This window comes from Noviherbaspirillum sp. (genome assembly GCF_035627455.1).
Classification (GTDB): Bacteria; Pseudomonadota; Gammaproteobacteria; order Burkholderiales; family Burkholderiaceae_D; genus Noviherbaspirillum.
This window is the reverse complement of the sequence record NZ_DASPLS010000042.1, coordinates 78171-92521: the sequence shown is the minus strand read 5'-3', so window position 1 is coordinate 92521 and position 14351 is coordinate 78171. Positions and strand designations below refer to the sequence as shown.

The window sequence follows — 14351 nt, the reverse complement described above, 5'->3', positions numbered from 1 at the left end:
GCAGGCTGGGTCGGGCAAAGCGCAACCAGCCTGCCCGCATCCGGAGCGCCCGGCGGGTTTCGCTTCGCCCCCCTACGGACTCTCTACCGTTGAATCCATGCGGATGAGCTAACAGCTCCCGGGCTGCGCTCTGGACGCACCGTGCCGGCTGGGTGTCAACCGTAGGACAGGCCGAGGACGCGTTTGAACTGGGCGCGCACCGCGGCGTAACATTCGCACGAGGTCGCTTCCAGCCGCTCCCGGTCCAATATTTTTATATGACCTCGCGCATACTGGATCAAGCCTTCTTTCTGGAATTCCGCTGCGACCAGGCTGACACTGGGCCGCTGTACGCCAAGCATGTCACCCAGGAATTCCTGGGTCAGGCAAAACTCGTTTCCCAGCACCCGGTCGTGCGTCACCAGCAGCCAGCGCGCAAACCGCGCCTCCAGCGAATGCTTGCGATTGCATGCCACTGACTGGGACACCTGGGACAGATACCCCTGCAGATAGCACTCGCTGACGCGGCGCAGCGGCGTCCGTCCATCAATCGCTTTAGCAAATTCGCCGGCTTCCATGCGCAGGCTCTTGCCTTCAACCTGGCAGATGGACGTTTCCGTTGCCACGGAAGCCCGGGCCAGCAGCTCAATTCCACTGACCCCTTCATTGCCCACCGTACCTACCTCGACTGCAGTGCCATCTTCGAAAAAGATCATGTTGGACATGGCGCAGGAGCACGGGAAATACACAAATCGGATCGGACCATTGCGTTCATGCAGAACTTGTTTTTGTGCCGTATGCACGAGCACGAGTTGCGAACACAAAGGCTCGAAGTCTTTATCGGAGAGTCTGGCGAGCAGGTGATTTGCGCACCCGCGCGCCTCGATCAGAGTCACGGACATAGCGCTTCCTTCAACAACAGGTGTGATGACAACCGAAGAAGCCGTGCCCGATGAGGCGAGGCCTGGCATGAATATCGACCTGGTAGCGGGTCTTAGCGGTGAGTACGCAGAGGGGAATGTCTGCCGGGGCCGGAAAGAGTGTGGCAAGTCCTGGAGCATGACCTGCAACGCTGCAACGTCATGGTATGACGGCAAATCCAGCGCAACGTTCAAAAACGACAAATTCCTTGAAGAAAAGTCGTCACGACCGGAGCGGCGAACGGCGGCGGCGCCAGGGCGAACCGCCCGGCTTTCTTCAGATTCCTGCGATCTCATCAACAGAACTTTCCACGTATTAATGCGACTAACTATTTCGAAAGCTTTCGCCGCTTTATGTCAGCTATCGAACGGAAATGCCATTCACGCATCGCGATAATCGGTTCATTGCTTGTTTTGATCTGCGAGCCGCCATGTTTATAGCAAACCCTGCACGCCCCTGGCTCCTTGGTTCCCTGGCCGTGTACGCGCCGAATCTGCACGCAGCACGACAAGCGTACGACCTTCTCTCCGCCGGCAAGCGTACCCAAGCGTTTGGGACGGTAACACTTGAAAGCGGCGAGGACGTGGACTGGATTGACATGACGTTCGAGCCGCGGCAGCTGAGTTGTTTGAAGTGACCGGTTCCAGGCGCTGGTCCGGTCTGCGGCGCGGCCGTACGCCATTCATGCGTTCACGCCTGATCATGCCGACCGCCGTCTTAACGTCTTCGTAGGAAGAGTCATGTCCGATTCCAGCGTTTTCCTTACCTACGATCCTGACCGTTTGCTCGACGCGCTTTCGACATGGCTCGGCGCGCACAGCGACAGAATGTTGTCCCGCATGCTCAGGCTGTCTCCGCAAATCCTGCGCGGCATCCGGACAGGCAGCCTCCCTCTCAGGGCTTCCATCCTCATTACGATGGCCGAAGGTGCTGGCAAGGGCGTCGACGAATTACGGCGCGTTCTCGGAGATCGACGGTGCAAGGCGCGTATGTCCCGGCGCGCGTGGCAGGCAAACATTTGAAGGGCATTCGCAGCGCGATCCGACGCGTAGAGCCTGGCGACACACGGCTCATACCGAAGGCTTAAGGAGGCAGGACAGGAAGGAACGAGGCATCGCTTCCTCGAAGCCGTATTGCACCTGAATGGGATGCCGGCAGGCGCGCGCCGGAATCAAAGCGACTGGATGAACGAGGCAGAGCTGAACGATTGAACGGCGCGCCGTCAGGACAACGGGACGTACTGTCCCGCGCTTCGCCCTGCCGCTGCAGGTGGCGCCCGCGCTGTCGAAGCGCTTCTTGCGGCCGGGGCCATTGCACATGAGCCGACCCTGTCGAGGTTCCTGGCCTGAAGGGTTTCGCGCAACGATGCATGCGCTGCACGGCGTTGGTTCGACCCGGGCGCGATAGCTGGCCTTGGCCGCGCTTGATGACGCCTGTAGATCGCGTCGTTTCTCTTCCCATTTGAATCGTCGTTGCTTCTTCCATGCAGACATTGGCACGACGATTGCAGCAGCGTCTGCATTGCGCGAAAACCTGACGCGCCAACTTGCGCTGACATGACTGCCATCGCCGAAAGTCCCCGCTTCCTACTGGACCAATATGAACAAAGAACAAACAAATCATTCCGCCGTCGAACTATGGGGCGGCCTTGAATGCACCGTCAATCGCGTGCTGGACGAATATTTCAGCCAGATGGAAAGAAACGGCCATGCCGCGCGCAGGGACGACCTCGAACGGTTTGCGTCACTGGGCATCCGCGCCATCCGCTATCCCGTGCTCTGGGAGCGGACAGCGCCGGACGGCCTGGCCGACGCCGACTGGTCGTGGCCGGATGAACGGCTGCCCGGACTGCAAAGCCTCGGCGTGACGCCGATCGTGGGCCTGGTCCATCACGGCAGCGGGCCGCGCCACACCAGCCTTGTCGATCCCGGTTTTGCCGGGCAACTGGCTGAGTTCGCCGGCGCTGTCGCCCGGCGCTATCCCTGGATCGACTACTATACGCCGGTCAATGAACCGTTGACCACCGCTCGCTTCAGCGGGCTGTACGGGGTGTGGTATCCGCACGGCCGGGACGAGCGCAGCTTCATCCAGGCCTTGTTGAACCAGTGCCGGGCGGTCGTCCTGTCGATGCGCGCCATCCGTGAAGTCAATCCGGACGCCAAGCTGGTCCAGACCGACGACCTCGGTAAAACTTACAGCACATCGGAAATGTCGGAACTGGCGGAGTTCTACAACGAGCGGCGCTGGCTCTCATGGGACCTGTTGTGCGGCAAGGTGGATGAAGCGCATCCGCTCTGGACTTATCTCCTCGACACGGGCATCGATGCGGCCGAATTCCTTTGGTTCAGGGACAACCGCTGCCCGCCCGACATCATCGGGATCAACTACTACATCACCAGCGAGCGCTGGCTTGACCACCGTGTCGAGCGCTATCCGCGCGAGTATGTGGGCGGCTACCGCGGGAAACAGCATGCCGACATTCATGCTGCGAGCGCTGTTGCCACCCCGACGCCCGGCATCGGACCGCTTCTGCAGGAAGCCTGGGACCGCTACCGCCTGCCACTGGCCGTCACCGAGGCGCACATCGATGCCAACCGCGAAGACCAGTTGCGCTGGCTGCTCGAGATCTGGCAAGCCGCGCAGGAAGCACGGCGCGGCGGCGTGGATATCCGGGCGGTGACGGTCTGGGCGCTGCTGGGCTCGTATGACTGGAACTGCCTGGTCACGCAATGCAAAGGCTATTACGAGCCCGGCCCGTACGACGTGCGGGCGGCGAAGCCGCGGCCGACCGCGGTTGCCGACCTGATGCGGGAACTCTCTGCCGGCCGCCCCTTGTCCCATCCTGTGCTCCAGGGACAAGGCTGGTGGCGCCGCCCGGGCCGCTTCCTTTGCCCGCCTGTCGCAAACAATGCCGCCATTGCCACCCTCCATTCGGATACCCGCAACAAGACTCCCGGCTATGTGCAGCCCATCCTGATCACCGGCGCCACCGGCACCCTCGGGAGCGCATTTGCCCGCATCTGCCGCAGCCGCAATCTCGCTTTTCGGATGGTCAACCGGCAGGAGATGGACATCGCCGACCCTGCGTCCGTCGAACGCGCCATTGCGCAGTACAAGCCGTGGGCGGTCATCAATGCGGGCGGATATGTCCGCGTCGACGACGCAGAGCAGGATGTCGAGCGCTGCTTCCGCGAGAACGCCCTTGGGCCGTCACTGCTCGCCATTGCCTGCATCCGTCACAATCTGCAGTTGCTGACCTTTTCGAGCGACCTCGTGTTCGACGGGCAGCAGAACGCTCCCTACGTCGAAACCGACCCGGTTTCTCCGCTCAATGTCTATGGCAGAAGCAAGGCCGAAGCGGAGCGCAGGGTGCTGGATACGCATCCTGAAGCCCTTGTGGTGCGCACCAGCGCATTCTTCGGCCCCTGGGACAGTCACAACTTTCTCACGCAGGCGCTCAACACCTTAAGAACAGGCGCTTCCTTTGTCGCTGCCAACGACACCACCGTTTCGCCCACCTATGTGCCCGACCTGGTGCACGCCTGTCTCGACCTCCTGATTGACAAGGAAAAGGGCGTCTGGCACCTCAGCAACGGCGAACCGATCACATGGCTGGACTTCGCGTGCAAGGCGGCTTCCCTGGCAAACGTCGATACCAGCCGGCTCGAGGCATGGTCATGCTCGCAGTTCGGCCATGCTGCCGCGCGCCCGGTGTTCAGCGCACTGGGAACGGAAAAGGCGATTCTCCTGCCGCCGCTCGACGATGCGATCTCGCGCTATCTGGGCCTGCAGGCGCAGGCCGACGAAGAGGATTTTTCCGGACAGGCGGCCCTGGTCGGCCATGGATGAATCACTTCACTTACCGCAAACAGCCGTTCATTTCCTGCTCATCGTTATATTCAACATGCCTACCATCCGCAAATCGACAACCGAAGTCCAGGTGGACGACACGATCTACTTGTTTGAACGCGTACAGCTTGCCGACGCATTTGAAGCCTGCGTGGCGGTGGCCGACGCCGAACACTGCGAACTCGAACACCGCCCGGCCAGCAAAAGATCCGCTGTTCCGGATGCCACTTCGGCTCCTGCCGAAGGGCCGGCCTAGGCTTTGTTTGACAAGCGTAGCGAACGGGCCGGATCGGCGTCGAGCAGTGCACGCGTATGTGAGGTACGCAGAGCAACGCAGGCGTCAATCCGGGCCGCGCAGCAGCTTGTCAGACAGCGCCCCGGCGCGGGCGCGGAAGCACGGCGTGCATGCGTTCCCATGTCTCGTCGGCTTCGTCGGCACGGCGCTTGCATTGATGATCCGGGCGTAATGCCACATGTCTCCTTCGGTCGCTCCTGACCGTTTTATCCCGCCTCCCCGGCGGGATTTTTTTTCGTGGTCCGCGTCAAGCTTGCTCTCCAGCTGCTGGCGACGCCATGGGTGCGGCGTGCAAGATGATTGCAATGGACAAAAGGCTGGTGAGCGCTCATCGAATACCGGAGGATTGCAACGCCGCATGGAAGCAGCACGCGTGCTCTTCAAATACACAAAGACCTGCTCGCGGCGGCGCAATCATCCTCTTTCAGATTTTCTTTCCACCCTTTGTCAGGTAGCAAACAGAAAAGCGCCCTGCGCAGGCCCATACTTCGAGCATTGCCGCTTCCTTTACAAAGTGACGAACATGTCTTTAGTAAGGACATGACCTGCGCCATCCGCAGCGCTTCCGGCAAATGACAGCGATCCGCACCGACCGCCTGTTGCTGCGGAGCGCGTCGGGGCATACGAAGTTATGGCAAGGGGCATGAACGCCGCGTGCTCGTGAACCGCGCAGCAAGGTCCGCGGCATTTTGCCGTCGACCGGCGGGCTGCGAGCCCACAGAACTCATTGACGACGCATATGCAAACCCTCAAATACCAAACCGGAATATGGACCGTGGAAGCGGTCTTTCATGAATTAAGCGAGAGATCGCGGATGGCGATCATCACGGCGGTGGCAGGCCGCGGCGAAGGGGCGATCCGGTCGAAACACACGGTCGTGTTCGATCACGCCTTCGGGCGTGACGAGGTGGAAGAAGCGAAAGAATTGGCGCAACGCGTGCTGAAACATAGTCATTGACCCGTGCCCGCCCTCCTGTTCCCAATCCTTCAGGAGAGCACGGAAAAAGGCGGAAGGCCGACGGACGTCACCCGGACAAGGTTCATGCATTCCCGTCGGCGTTGCATATGGCGTGGAGCCGATGGCTGCAAAGTCACCTGGCGCGCCGCGGCACACTCTTTTGCGGGCACTGCAGCCAGGAATTGCTCGTTGTTTCGGCCTCGATTGCGGCATCATCCTGCTGCCTGAGGAGTTCAAGCAAGACATCATGCATGCCCGCAGTCAGTTCACGCAGCCGCGCATCGGTCGTGGTTGTTTCGCCCATCCCCCAATACGAGGCGAGCTCGTAATCCGTAAAGTAGATACGGAGGGCGCTTCCGCAAAAATGGATATCTAGGCGGTGCGGACCGCCATTATTCATCCCCTGATCAAGGTTCCACACGCAATGATCGAAGGTAATACCATACTCTTCCGCAAGTTTCACTAGCCTTGCCTCAACAACTGCCGCCGCAGCCAGACGCTCTGGTTCATTGAAACAAGCCATTCCTAGCACTTCCATCGTCCTTCAATCATTCCGTTTCCAACTGCCGGTCCCTGTATCGGGCGAGGAGGGTTTGACTCCCGGCCGGGCAGAAGTTTCAATTTTGTTCATGTTTTTATTCAATCGGCGCCTGAAAGCGAAGGGCCGGACGGTGTACCGGGATGGTTTGTTGCGTGTCCGCAGCGAGATATCCTTCCGGTAACCACAACTCACAACTCGCAGATCAGGCGACTGAGCCGCTCAAGATCCACCGGCTTGGTGAGGTGATAGTCAAATCCCGCCGCCAGCGCATTTTTTTTATCCTGTTCCTGGCCATAGCCGGTTACGGCAATGAGAACCGACTTGTCCAGCCTGGGATTGCTCTTCAAGCGGCGTGCGAGTTCGTTTCCATCTATTCCGGGCAAGCCGATATCCAGCAGGCAGATGTCCGGCGCTTCAATTGCGCTGCGCTCGAGCGCTCTGGCGGCGTCATGCGCCACGGTAACGGAATGGCCGATCGATTCCATGTAAAGGGCCAGCATTTCTGCTGCATCGACATTGTCGTCGACGATCATCACATGGAGCTTCCTGTGGCTGTTTGGGGAAGGAAAATTGCAATTCGTACCGGCCGCAGCGTTCCCGGTTGCCAACAACGTCGGCAATGTGATCGTGAACCGGCTGCCCTTGCCGATGCCATCGCTCGTGCATTCGATTGTGCCGTCGTGCAACTGAAGCAGGCTTTTTACCAGTGCCAGGCCGACTCCCAGGCCGCCCTGCGACCGGTCCGCGGTTCGCTCCGCCTGCGCGAACAATTCAAACACGCGCGCCTGCAGTTCCGGCGCAATGCCGATCCCGTTATCCTGGATGGTCAATCTCAATTGCCCATCCTCCACGTTCATCTTCACGCAAATCCTGCCGCCCTCCGGCGTGTATTTGGCCGCATTGTTGAGGACATTGGCGACGATCTGCACCATCCGCTTCTGGTCTCCGAGGACATGCGCGGGTTCGGCCGCGAGTTCAATCATCAGCTGGTGGCGCTTGGATTCAACCAAAGGGCGCACCTGTTCGACAGCAGTGGAAACGATGCTCTTGAAGTCTTGCGGCATTTTCTTCATGGTCACCAGGCCGCGCGTCACCCGCGACACATCCAGCAGATCGTCCACCAGGCCGGTCAGGTGCCGGACCTGCCTGCTGATCACCTGGCTCGTCTGCCGCAGCCGTTCCCCGTCGGGCGCCATGCCGAGGAGTTCGGCGGCGGCGGCGATCGGCGCCAGCGGATTGCGCAACTCGTGCGCCAGCATCGCCAGGAACTCGTCCTTGCGTACATTGGCGTCCCTGAGCGCGTCTTCGATCCGCTTGCGGTCGGTGACGTCTCGCGTTGTGCCCGCGATCGCCTCTACTTCACCATCCGGTCCGAGCACCGGCGCAAAAATGTATTCATAAATTCTGCGGCCGAACGTGCCGGAAAATGGAACCTCGCCGCGGATCGGCTGCTTCGTTGCCTTGACTTGTTCGATCTCCAGGTCATGCATCGCGGCGTGCCATGGCTCATAGCCGAGTTCCAGGCAATTCCTGCCGATGGCCTCGTCCCATGTTTTTCCCCACATCTTCAGCAGCACATCGTTGGCGTAGGCAAACCGGTGGTCGAGCCCGAACACATAGACGAGGTCTGGCGTATTCGACAGCACGGTTTCGTAGAGGCGACGGCGCCGCTCGGACTCCCTTGTCAGCTCGACGAGCGCCCGTTCCGCCTGCTTCTGCTCCGTGATGTCACGGTAGAGGAGCACGATGCCGTCCTCATGCGGACAGGCACGGATATCGACCCAGATCTCGTTTCCGAAATGGGTATAGCACTGCACAAGCTTGGCGGGCGTGCGGTCCCGCATCACCTTCTTGTAGGCGTGCCCGACGGGCAGCTCTTCGCTGCCGGGCCAAAGCTCCCAATGGGTGCGCCCGAGTATCTCCGAGGCGGGCCTGCCATCCATCCTCAGCCCTTCCGCATTGATCTGCAGAACCCGGAAATCCCGGTCCATCAGCACGAATCCGTCCGTCATCGTTTCGAGGATCTGGTGGCTGCGCTCCTGCACCTGGCGCAGCGCCTTCTCCGCCAGCGCACGTTCGACGAACGATGCAATCTGCGCGACGCAGATGTCGGTCAGCCGCAGTTCCCGCTCATTCGGCTTCCCCGGCGCCGGAAAGTAGATGCTCAGTACGCCGAGAGGCTCGCCCGCCAGGTTGAAGAACGGCGTGCTGTACAGCCCGCGTATCCCTTCCCCCCGCGCGAAGCCCCGATAGCCTGCATACAGCGGGTCGGTCTCGGTGTCTTCCACGATGACGCGGCGCTTGTCCCGGAAGGCGGTCCCGCACGCGCCCGCGCCGCGCGGCACGCAAGCCAGTTGCACCAGGCCTTCTTCGGTAAGTCCCAGGCTGGCCTGCGCAACCAGGCCGCCCTTGCCGGCGTCATACAGCGACACCACGCCCTGCTGGCACCGGTGGAAATCCGCGACTGTCCGGAGAACGATCTCGAACTGCTCGCGCAGGCTGCGTGCCTGCAACAGTTTGCTCACCATTGCGTGCAGTTGCTGCCAGTCACACACCTGTTGCGCCAGATCGCTTTGCGACTTCTCCAGCGCGGCATCGATACGGTCGCGCTCTTCAGACAGGTGCGCCTGTGCCCGCTTCCGTATATCGACTTCCACCGCCAGTGCCTGATTCAGCTGTTCGAGTCTTTGCCGACACTCATGCTGCGCGGTGACGTCTTTGCAAATCACCAGGACGCCTTGCACGCCGGATTCATCTTCTATCGGGCTATAACTGTAGGTCCACCAGCTGTCCTGGCGTGTCCCGTCCCGGGTGATCGGAATCAGATGGTCTTCGTTCCAGGTGGCTCCTTGCCCCGACATCACGAACTCGACCTGCGGCCCGACGATGTCCCACACTTCGCTCCAGCATTCCCGCCCTCCCTGGCCGAGCGCGCTCGGATGACGCTCCGGGCCCAGGGTCTGGCGATACGCGTCGTTATAGAACTGGATCAAGTCCGGGCCCCACCAGATGAACATCGGGTGATTGGTGTTAAGCAACAGACGGAGAGCGGTCCTGAGGGTCTGGGGCCAGGTTTCCGGCGGCCCGAGCGGGCTTGCCTCCCAATCGTACAGTCGCATAAGTGCGCCCATTTCTCCTCCGCCGGAAAGAAATCCGGCTGAAGGATGACGGGCAATGCATTGTGGGGCTGCATTCATGGGAAAAGCGTCCATCGAAAAAGTCTTCCCCATTTTACGTGCTTATCTCGTCGTACTGCGGAGGACGCTGTTGGCCGGCCGCAAGTGCCTTATGTCTAATGCACCAAAGGCATGCGCTTGCCGGCCTGCGTTTCTCCTTGGAATGTATCGGATCCGCTTGCTGCGTCTTCGCGGCCCTCGGAATCAAACCGCTTCAAGTCTTGCCCGTGGATCGGCGTGTGCAATACAAGATTAATCCTCCTGCTACTGTAGCGGCCGGCATGTCACGCCTCCACATGGCCGAGCCTACCGGCTCACTCTTGCAAGATCCGGACACGGGCTTCCCTCCAATCTGGTATCGCAGACCTGCACCGACTTCAGGTATTGAACCCACTTAGTTATCTGCTCCGCGGATGGATCGAATCGAAAAGCTTTTTGCACGATATAAAAGCTGTCTGTTCCCTTGATGGCCTTTAACCAGGTTTTCTCAGGCTTGCCGGTTTTCCGGTTCGCGGGGCAGGCTTGAATCCAAACAGCAAACGGGTAGCCGTTTTCATGACCTTCTGCAATGGATGCAGATTCCCCGCCTTTGCACGAGGCCAGCCATTGTTTTTGCATGAGGTCCCGAAACTGCTGCGGTGTAGCATTCTTCAAGCCGAGAAAGACCTGGGTCGTAAGCATTTCTGTCCAGGTATCCAGCGCTTCATTCTGAGGGATCATCTCGGTGATGATCATGTTGCCCTTCCTGTCCTGATATGCAATCCGATATCCGGAAGGCAGATTTTGCAGGAGGTTTTCATCCCTTAGTTGCGCCAGGGATGGCTGCGAAAAAAGGGTGACAACGAATGCGAGAAAAAAGAAGCGCACGTTTCCTCCAATGGAATTGCGGCCAGGTGAGAGCCGGCTCGCCGGAAATTCACTGTCTTCGGCGGACGGCCGCCATGGTTATACCGGCGGGATGCTGCCACGGGAGCGCCGCGCCCGGCAATACCGAATATATGGGAATGACGAATGCCGCCTCCCGGTCGAGGCGAAACAAGCGCCGTTCTGTAGCGTTGATTGATATCGGCCGTGATCGCGACAGTCCGCGCCGGGCCGCGAACCTGCGTTCGGGCGGCGCGTTGCGGAAAGCCGCACCGTTCCTGCAGGACGGCGCGGCCCTCAGCCACCTACAGGTACACAACGGATACGTTGCGGCCGACGGCGGCCCGCACCGTCTCTACCAGGTGGTCATGATGGGTCAGGTAGATCACCTGCGTTTTTTCAGACAATGCGGCCAGCGCTTCGAAGCCGGCCGTCGCGCGGCCGTCGTCGTAGTTGATGAACAGGTCGTCCGCAATGAACGGCAAGGGCGGCGCTTTTTCCAGGTGCATTTCCAGCGCTGACAGGCGCAGTGCGAGATACAGTTGATCCCTCGTTCCGTCGCTCATGCCGGCAATGCCGACCAGCTTGCCGTCCATGCGCTGGCCGTGCAGCGTCATCGGCTGCGCATCGAAATCCACGACCAGCCTCTGGAACGTCCCTTGCGTGAGCCGCGCAAAGATGGCGCTGGCACGTCCCAGCATCGGCCCCTGCTTCTCCTGCCGGTAACGGTCGATCGACCAGCGAAGAAGCTTTGCCGCGGTGAAGACCTTGATATAGCGTTCCGCCGCGTCCGCCATCTGCGCAATCGCTTCCTGACGCTGCGCTTCTGCCAGCGCGGCAGCGCCCGAGCCGCCGATCGCTTCGAGCACGCTGCCCGCCTTTTCCTTTTCGGCCGCCAGCATTGCCTGGCGCTGCACCGCTTCGCCGTGCCCGGCGGTGGTGTGCGCCAGCTCGCCCGCCACTTGCGACAAGTCGGCGCCGTCGATCTCTTGTTCAAGCTGTTCGCGGCTGAGCCCGTCGCCGCCGTCGACCAGCTGCGCCTTCGCCCTGGCCAGATCCAGCAGCAGCCGCCGCCGCGCGTCGGCGCGTGAAATCGCTTCGGACAGCAGCGCGCGCGAATTGACGCCGGCCCTTTCCATCAGCGGTTTCAGGATGGCGTTGGCGGTTTCTATCGACTCCTGTGCGTGTCTCGCTTGTTCCTTCGCCACCCGGATCGTCTCTTTCAACCGGTCTGCCTCGGCTCGCGCTTCCTTCGCGCGCGCCAGCCGCTTCCCCAATTCGCGCGCGATACGGTCCGGCGCTGCCCCGTCGAATTCAGTGCCGAAATGACTTGCCAGGCGCCGGGCTTCCTCGGCGAATTTTTCCAGATCGGCCCGCATCGCGTCGATGCGCTCCACCCGGATCTGCCGCACCTTGCCCAGCAATTCATCCAGCGATGCGAAAAGCTCCAGCGCGCCGCTGACCGTGCCCACCGCACTCTCCTGCGCCAGGCCTGCCTGCGCCAGCGCGCGCGACCATTCTTCCTTCCAGTTGTTCACCGCGGCCGCTGCGTCAATGGTCGCCTGCTCCAGCACATGCGCCTGCGCTTTAGCGGTCTTCAACTGCGCCTCCAGCGCTTCGCGGCGCACCCTGGTGCTGTCGGCCGTCTGGATATGGAATTCCGCCTGCGCGCACAGCGCAGCCAGCTTGTCCGTTTCCTCGACCTGCAGTCCGGCATCGCGCAACGCCGCGGTCAGGCGCAACCGGTGTTCCTCCACCTGGCGCGCCAGCGCATCGGCGCTGTCCTGCGCGTCCCGGCATTCCGCAGCCGCCGCCAGCGCTTTGTCGCGCCGGGCTATCCATTCACCGATATTGTCCAGCTTCATGCCGGGCAGGCCGAACGACATCGCCATCTCCGCCCAGAGTCTGTCGAATTGCGCCAGCTGTTCCGTGAGCTGGGATAACTCGCCGTCGAGTATCGATTGCTGGTGGATCGCCTGCTGCAGCTGATGCTGCTGGCTCTGCAGCTGCGCCGCCGCTTCGACGTTTTCAAACCGTCTGTCCGCCAGTTCGTCGGCGCGATGGAGATGTGATTCGAACTGTTGCGCGCCGTCCTCGACGCCGGCGGCCCCCGTCTTGATCGCGTCCCAGGACGCGTCGCGTTCCTGGCGCGCCTGCATCACCTCTTCCCGCGGCGTCGGCTGGTGCAGCTCGGTGAGCTGGGAGATCCTGAGTTTCAGGGTCGACACGGCCCCGGCCTGGTCCTGGATGCGTTTTTCCAGCGCCTTCTTGTCATTGACCAGCGTGAGCCGGTCCTGGGTCACATGCGCAAGCTCCTCCTGCCCCGGCAACTGCATCGCAGCCAGCTCCGCGGCCGGCTTGTTCCACCGCCCCAGCGCCGCCTCCGCATTGGCCAGCGCGCCTTTCGCCTTTGACAGCAGGCTTTGCTGCTTCTGCATCGCCGATTCCGTATCGCCGAGTGCGCGGCCGCTCGCGAGCGCCGCGCGCAGCGCAGGCGGGACCACGCCGGTTTGCATTCCTGCCAGTTCGTCGGAGAGCTGCCGGATTTCCGATGTTTTCGCCTGTCCGGCCTGTTCCGCCGCCCGCAATGCCTGCGCCAATCCGCTATATGCCTGGGACAGGCGGGAAAGTTCGCGCCGCACCAGGAGGGACGGCAGGCGCGCGCCGAGCGCCTGCTCCGAGCCGTGCTCCCAGCCCAGTTGCACGCAAGCCTTTTCAATGTCAAACAGCAGCGCGTCAATCTCTTCCTGCCGCTTGCCGATATCGCGCTCATGGGAGCCAAAGCGCATGCGGCATTCCTCGAGCGCCATGATGTCGGACGCGGCGTCCAGCACGGCGTCGTCGATCCGGATGCGCGCGAGCTCGTCCTGTGCCTTTTCGACGTCCGCGCTGCGCAGCGCCAGCAGCTGCCCCGCGGTCGACAGGTCACGTTCCGCCGTCGCCAGGATGCCCGCGGCGTCGGCCGGAAGATCGGCCGCCGGGCCGAGCTCGCCGAGCTGCCGTTCGATGTCGCGGACCGCCTGCAGGAACGGCGCGACGCGGCGGATGCGTTCCAGCCGGCTGCGCCTGATCTCCAGCTGCCGCAGCAGGTCGCCCACGCCGGCGAGCTCGTCGGTCACCGCCTGCAGGCGCGTATGGGCTTCCATCCATACCTTGGTGCGCACCGTCGCTTCCTTCAACGCGGCGTTGGCCTTGTCAAGCAGATCGGCGCCGCTGTAATACGCGCGGTCCGCGGCCTTCCTCGGCGCCCACAACTTGTCCGCTTCCGCCAGCAGCACATCCCGTATCCTGCCCAGGCCGGCAATGCCTGCCGCCGACTGGAACAGCACCTGGCCGACATCGTTTTCCGCGTTCAGGATGCTGTTGCCGCCCTCGACCAGGCGGGTATGGTCGAGACCGAACATCTGGTCGAAGAAATGGCGGTCGGCGGTGCCGAGGAAAGGCATCAGCGTGTTGTCCGCGAGTACCGCGTCCGTAGGCGTGCGCAGCGTCTGCTTTTGCGCTTTCGCCCGATGGAATTCCAGCGCCTGCGTCCGGGTGCCGATCGACGCGCCGAGGCGCAGCTCGTTCAATGGATGCAGGAAGGCGTGCGCGGAGCGTGTCGGTATCCCGAACAGCAGATCGAGGACAGCGGAACGCATTGTCGATTTGCCGGCCTCGTTGGGGCCGACAATCAGGTGGAAGTCGTGCGTCGAATGCGGGAATTCGATGCAGCGGCCGGTGAATTTGCCGTACTTGATCAGGTCGAGTCGGTGCAATCGCATTGCC

General features: G+C 61.7%; 10 protein-coding genes. 5 read left to right on the top strand and 5 right to left on the bottom strand.

The features are described 5' to 3' along the window. Positions 1 to 155 precede the first annotated feature (155 nt). Complete coding sequence (locus tag VEC01_RS08265; protein ID WP_324900334.1) at positions 156 to 881, bottom strand: Crp/Fnr family transcriptional regulator; 726 nt, start codon at positions 879 to 881, stop codon at positions 156 to 158. A gap of 67 nt (positions 882 to 948) precedes the next feature. On the opposite strand from VEC01_RS08265, the gene VEC01_RS08260 reads away from it, so the two are divergent. The 5 genes from VEC01_RS08260 to VEC01_RS08240 all read left to right on the top strand — a co-directional run bounded on the left by VEC01_RS08260 (position 949) and on the right by VEC01_RS08240 (position 6002). Next, positions 949 to 1296 carry a hypothetical protein gene (locus VEC01_RS08260; RefSeq protein ID WP_324900333.1) on the top strand — a complete coding sequence of 116 codons (348 nt, stop codon included), beginning with the start codon at positions 949 to 951 and terminating at the stop codon, positions 1294 to 1296. Between the two features lie 344 nt (positions 1297 to 1640). Next, positions 1641 to 1922 carry a hypothetical protein gene (locus VEC01_RS08255; RefSeq protein WP_324900332.1) on the top strand — a complete coding sequence of 94 codons (282 nt, stop codon included), beginning with the start codon at positions 1641 to 1643 and terminating at the stop codon, positions 1920 to 1922. Between the two features lie 577 nt (positions 1923 to 2499). Then, entirely contained in the window at positions 2500 to 4749 is a 2250-nt protein-coding gene (locus tag VEC01_RS08250) for a family 1 glycosylhydrolase (protein WP_324900331.1), read from the top strand. Then, entirely contained in the window at positions 4742 to 5005 is a 264-nt protein-coding gene (locus tag VEC01_RS08245; RefSeq protein ID WP_324900330.1) for a hypothetical protein, read from the top strand. Before VEC01_RS08250 ends, VEC01_RS08245 begins: the two co-directional genes overlap by 8 nt. A gap of 778 nt (positions 5006 to 5783) precedes the next feature. Continuing rightward, positions 5784 to 6002 carry a hypothetical protein gene (locus VEC01_RS08240; protein WP_324900329.1) on the top strand — a complete coding sequence of 73 codons (219 nt, stop codon included), beginning with the start codon at positions 5784 to 5786 and terminating at the stop codon, positions 6000 to 6002. A 133-nt stretch (positions 6003 to 6135) separates the two neighbouring features. On the opposite strand, the gene VEC01_RS08235 is transcribed toward VEC01_RS08240, so the two are convergent. The 4 genes from VEC01_RS08235 to VEC01_RS08220 form a co-directional block, all read right to left on the bottom strand. Next, on the bottom strand, positions 6136 to 6540 hold the full coding sequence (locus VEC01_RS08235) for a hypothetical protein (protein ID WP_324900328.1): 405 nt from the start codon (positions 6538 to 6540) through the stop codon (positions 6136 to 6138). Between the two features lie 191 nt (positions 6541 to 6731). Next, complete coding sequence (locus VEC01_RS08230; RefSeq protein ID WP_324900327.1) at positions 6732 to 9755, bottom strand: PAS domain-containing protein; 3024 nt, start codon at positions 9753 to 9755, stop codon at positions 6732 to 6734. A 270-nt stretch (positions 9756 to 10025) separates the two neighbouring features. Further along, the gene (locus VEC01_RS08225; RefSeq protein WP_324900326.1) at positions 10026 to 10454 is read right to left on the bottom strand and encodes a hypothetical protein; all 429 of its coding nucleotides are present in this window, start codon (positions 10452 to 10454) and stop codon (positions 10026 to 10028) included. Between the two features lie 434 nt (positions 10455 to 10888). Further along, positions 10889 to 14347, bottom strand: coding sequence for an ATP-binding protein (locus tag VEC01_RS08220; RefSeq protein ID WP_324900325.1), 3459 nt, complete (start codon positions 14345 to 14347; stop codon positions 10889 to 10891). Between the last annotated feature and the right edge of the window lie 4 nt (positions 14348 to 14351).

What these genes read in the sequence shown, in the direction of transcription:
- VEC01_RS08225 (WP_324900326.1), bottom strand. Translation starts at nt 10,454, where the DNA reads ATGATCATCACCGAGATGATCCCTCAGAATGAAGCGCTGGATACCTGG.
- VEC01_RS08255 (WP_324900332.1), top strand. Translation starts at nt 1,641, where the DNA reads ATGTCCGATTCCAGCGTTTTCCTTACCTACGATCCTGACCGTTTGCTC.
- VEC01_RS08245 (WP_324900330.1), top strand. Translation starts at nt 4,742, where the DNA reads ATGGATGAATCACTTCACTTACCGCAAACAGCCGTTCATTTCCTGCTC.
- VEC01_RS08235 (WP_324900328.1), bottom strand. Translation starts at nt 6,540, where the DNA reads ATGGAAGTGCTAGGAATGGCTTGTTTCAATGAACCAGAGCGTCTGGCT.
- VEC01_RS08265 (WP_324900334.1), bottom strand. Translation starts at nt 881, where the DNA reads ATGTCCGTGACTCTGATCGAGGCGCGCGGGTGCGCAAATCACCTGCTC.
- VEC01_RS08260 (WP_324900333.1), top strand. Translation starts at nt 949, where the DNA reads ATGAATATCGACCTGGTAGCGGGTCTTAGCGGTGAGTACGCAGAGGGG.
- VEC01_RS08230 (WP_324900327.1), bottom strand. Translation starts at nt 9,755, where the DNA reads ATGGACGCTTTTCCCATGAATGCAGCCCCACAATGCATTGCCCGTCAT.
- VEC01_RS08240 (WP_324900329.1), top strand. Translation starts at nt 5,784, where the DNA reads ATGCAAACCCTCAAATACCAAACCGGAATATGGACCGTGGAAGCGGTC.
- VEC01_RS08220 (WP_324900325.1), bottom strand. Translation starts at nt 14,347, where the DNA reads ATGCGATTGCACCGACTCGACCTGATCAAGTACGGCAAATTCACCGGC.
- VEC01_RS08250 (WP_324900331.1), top strand. Translation starts at nt 2,500, where the DNA reads ATGAACAAAGAACAAACAAATCATTCCGCCGTCGAACTATGGGGCGGC.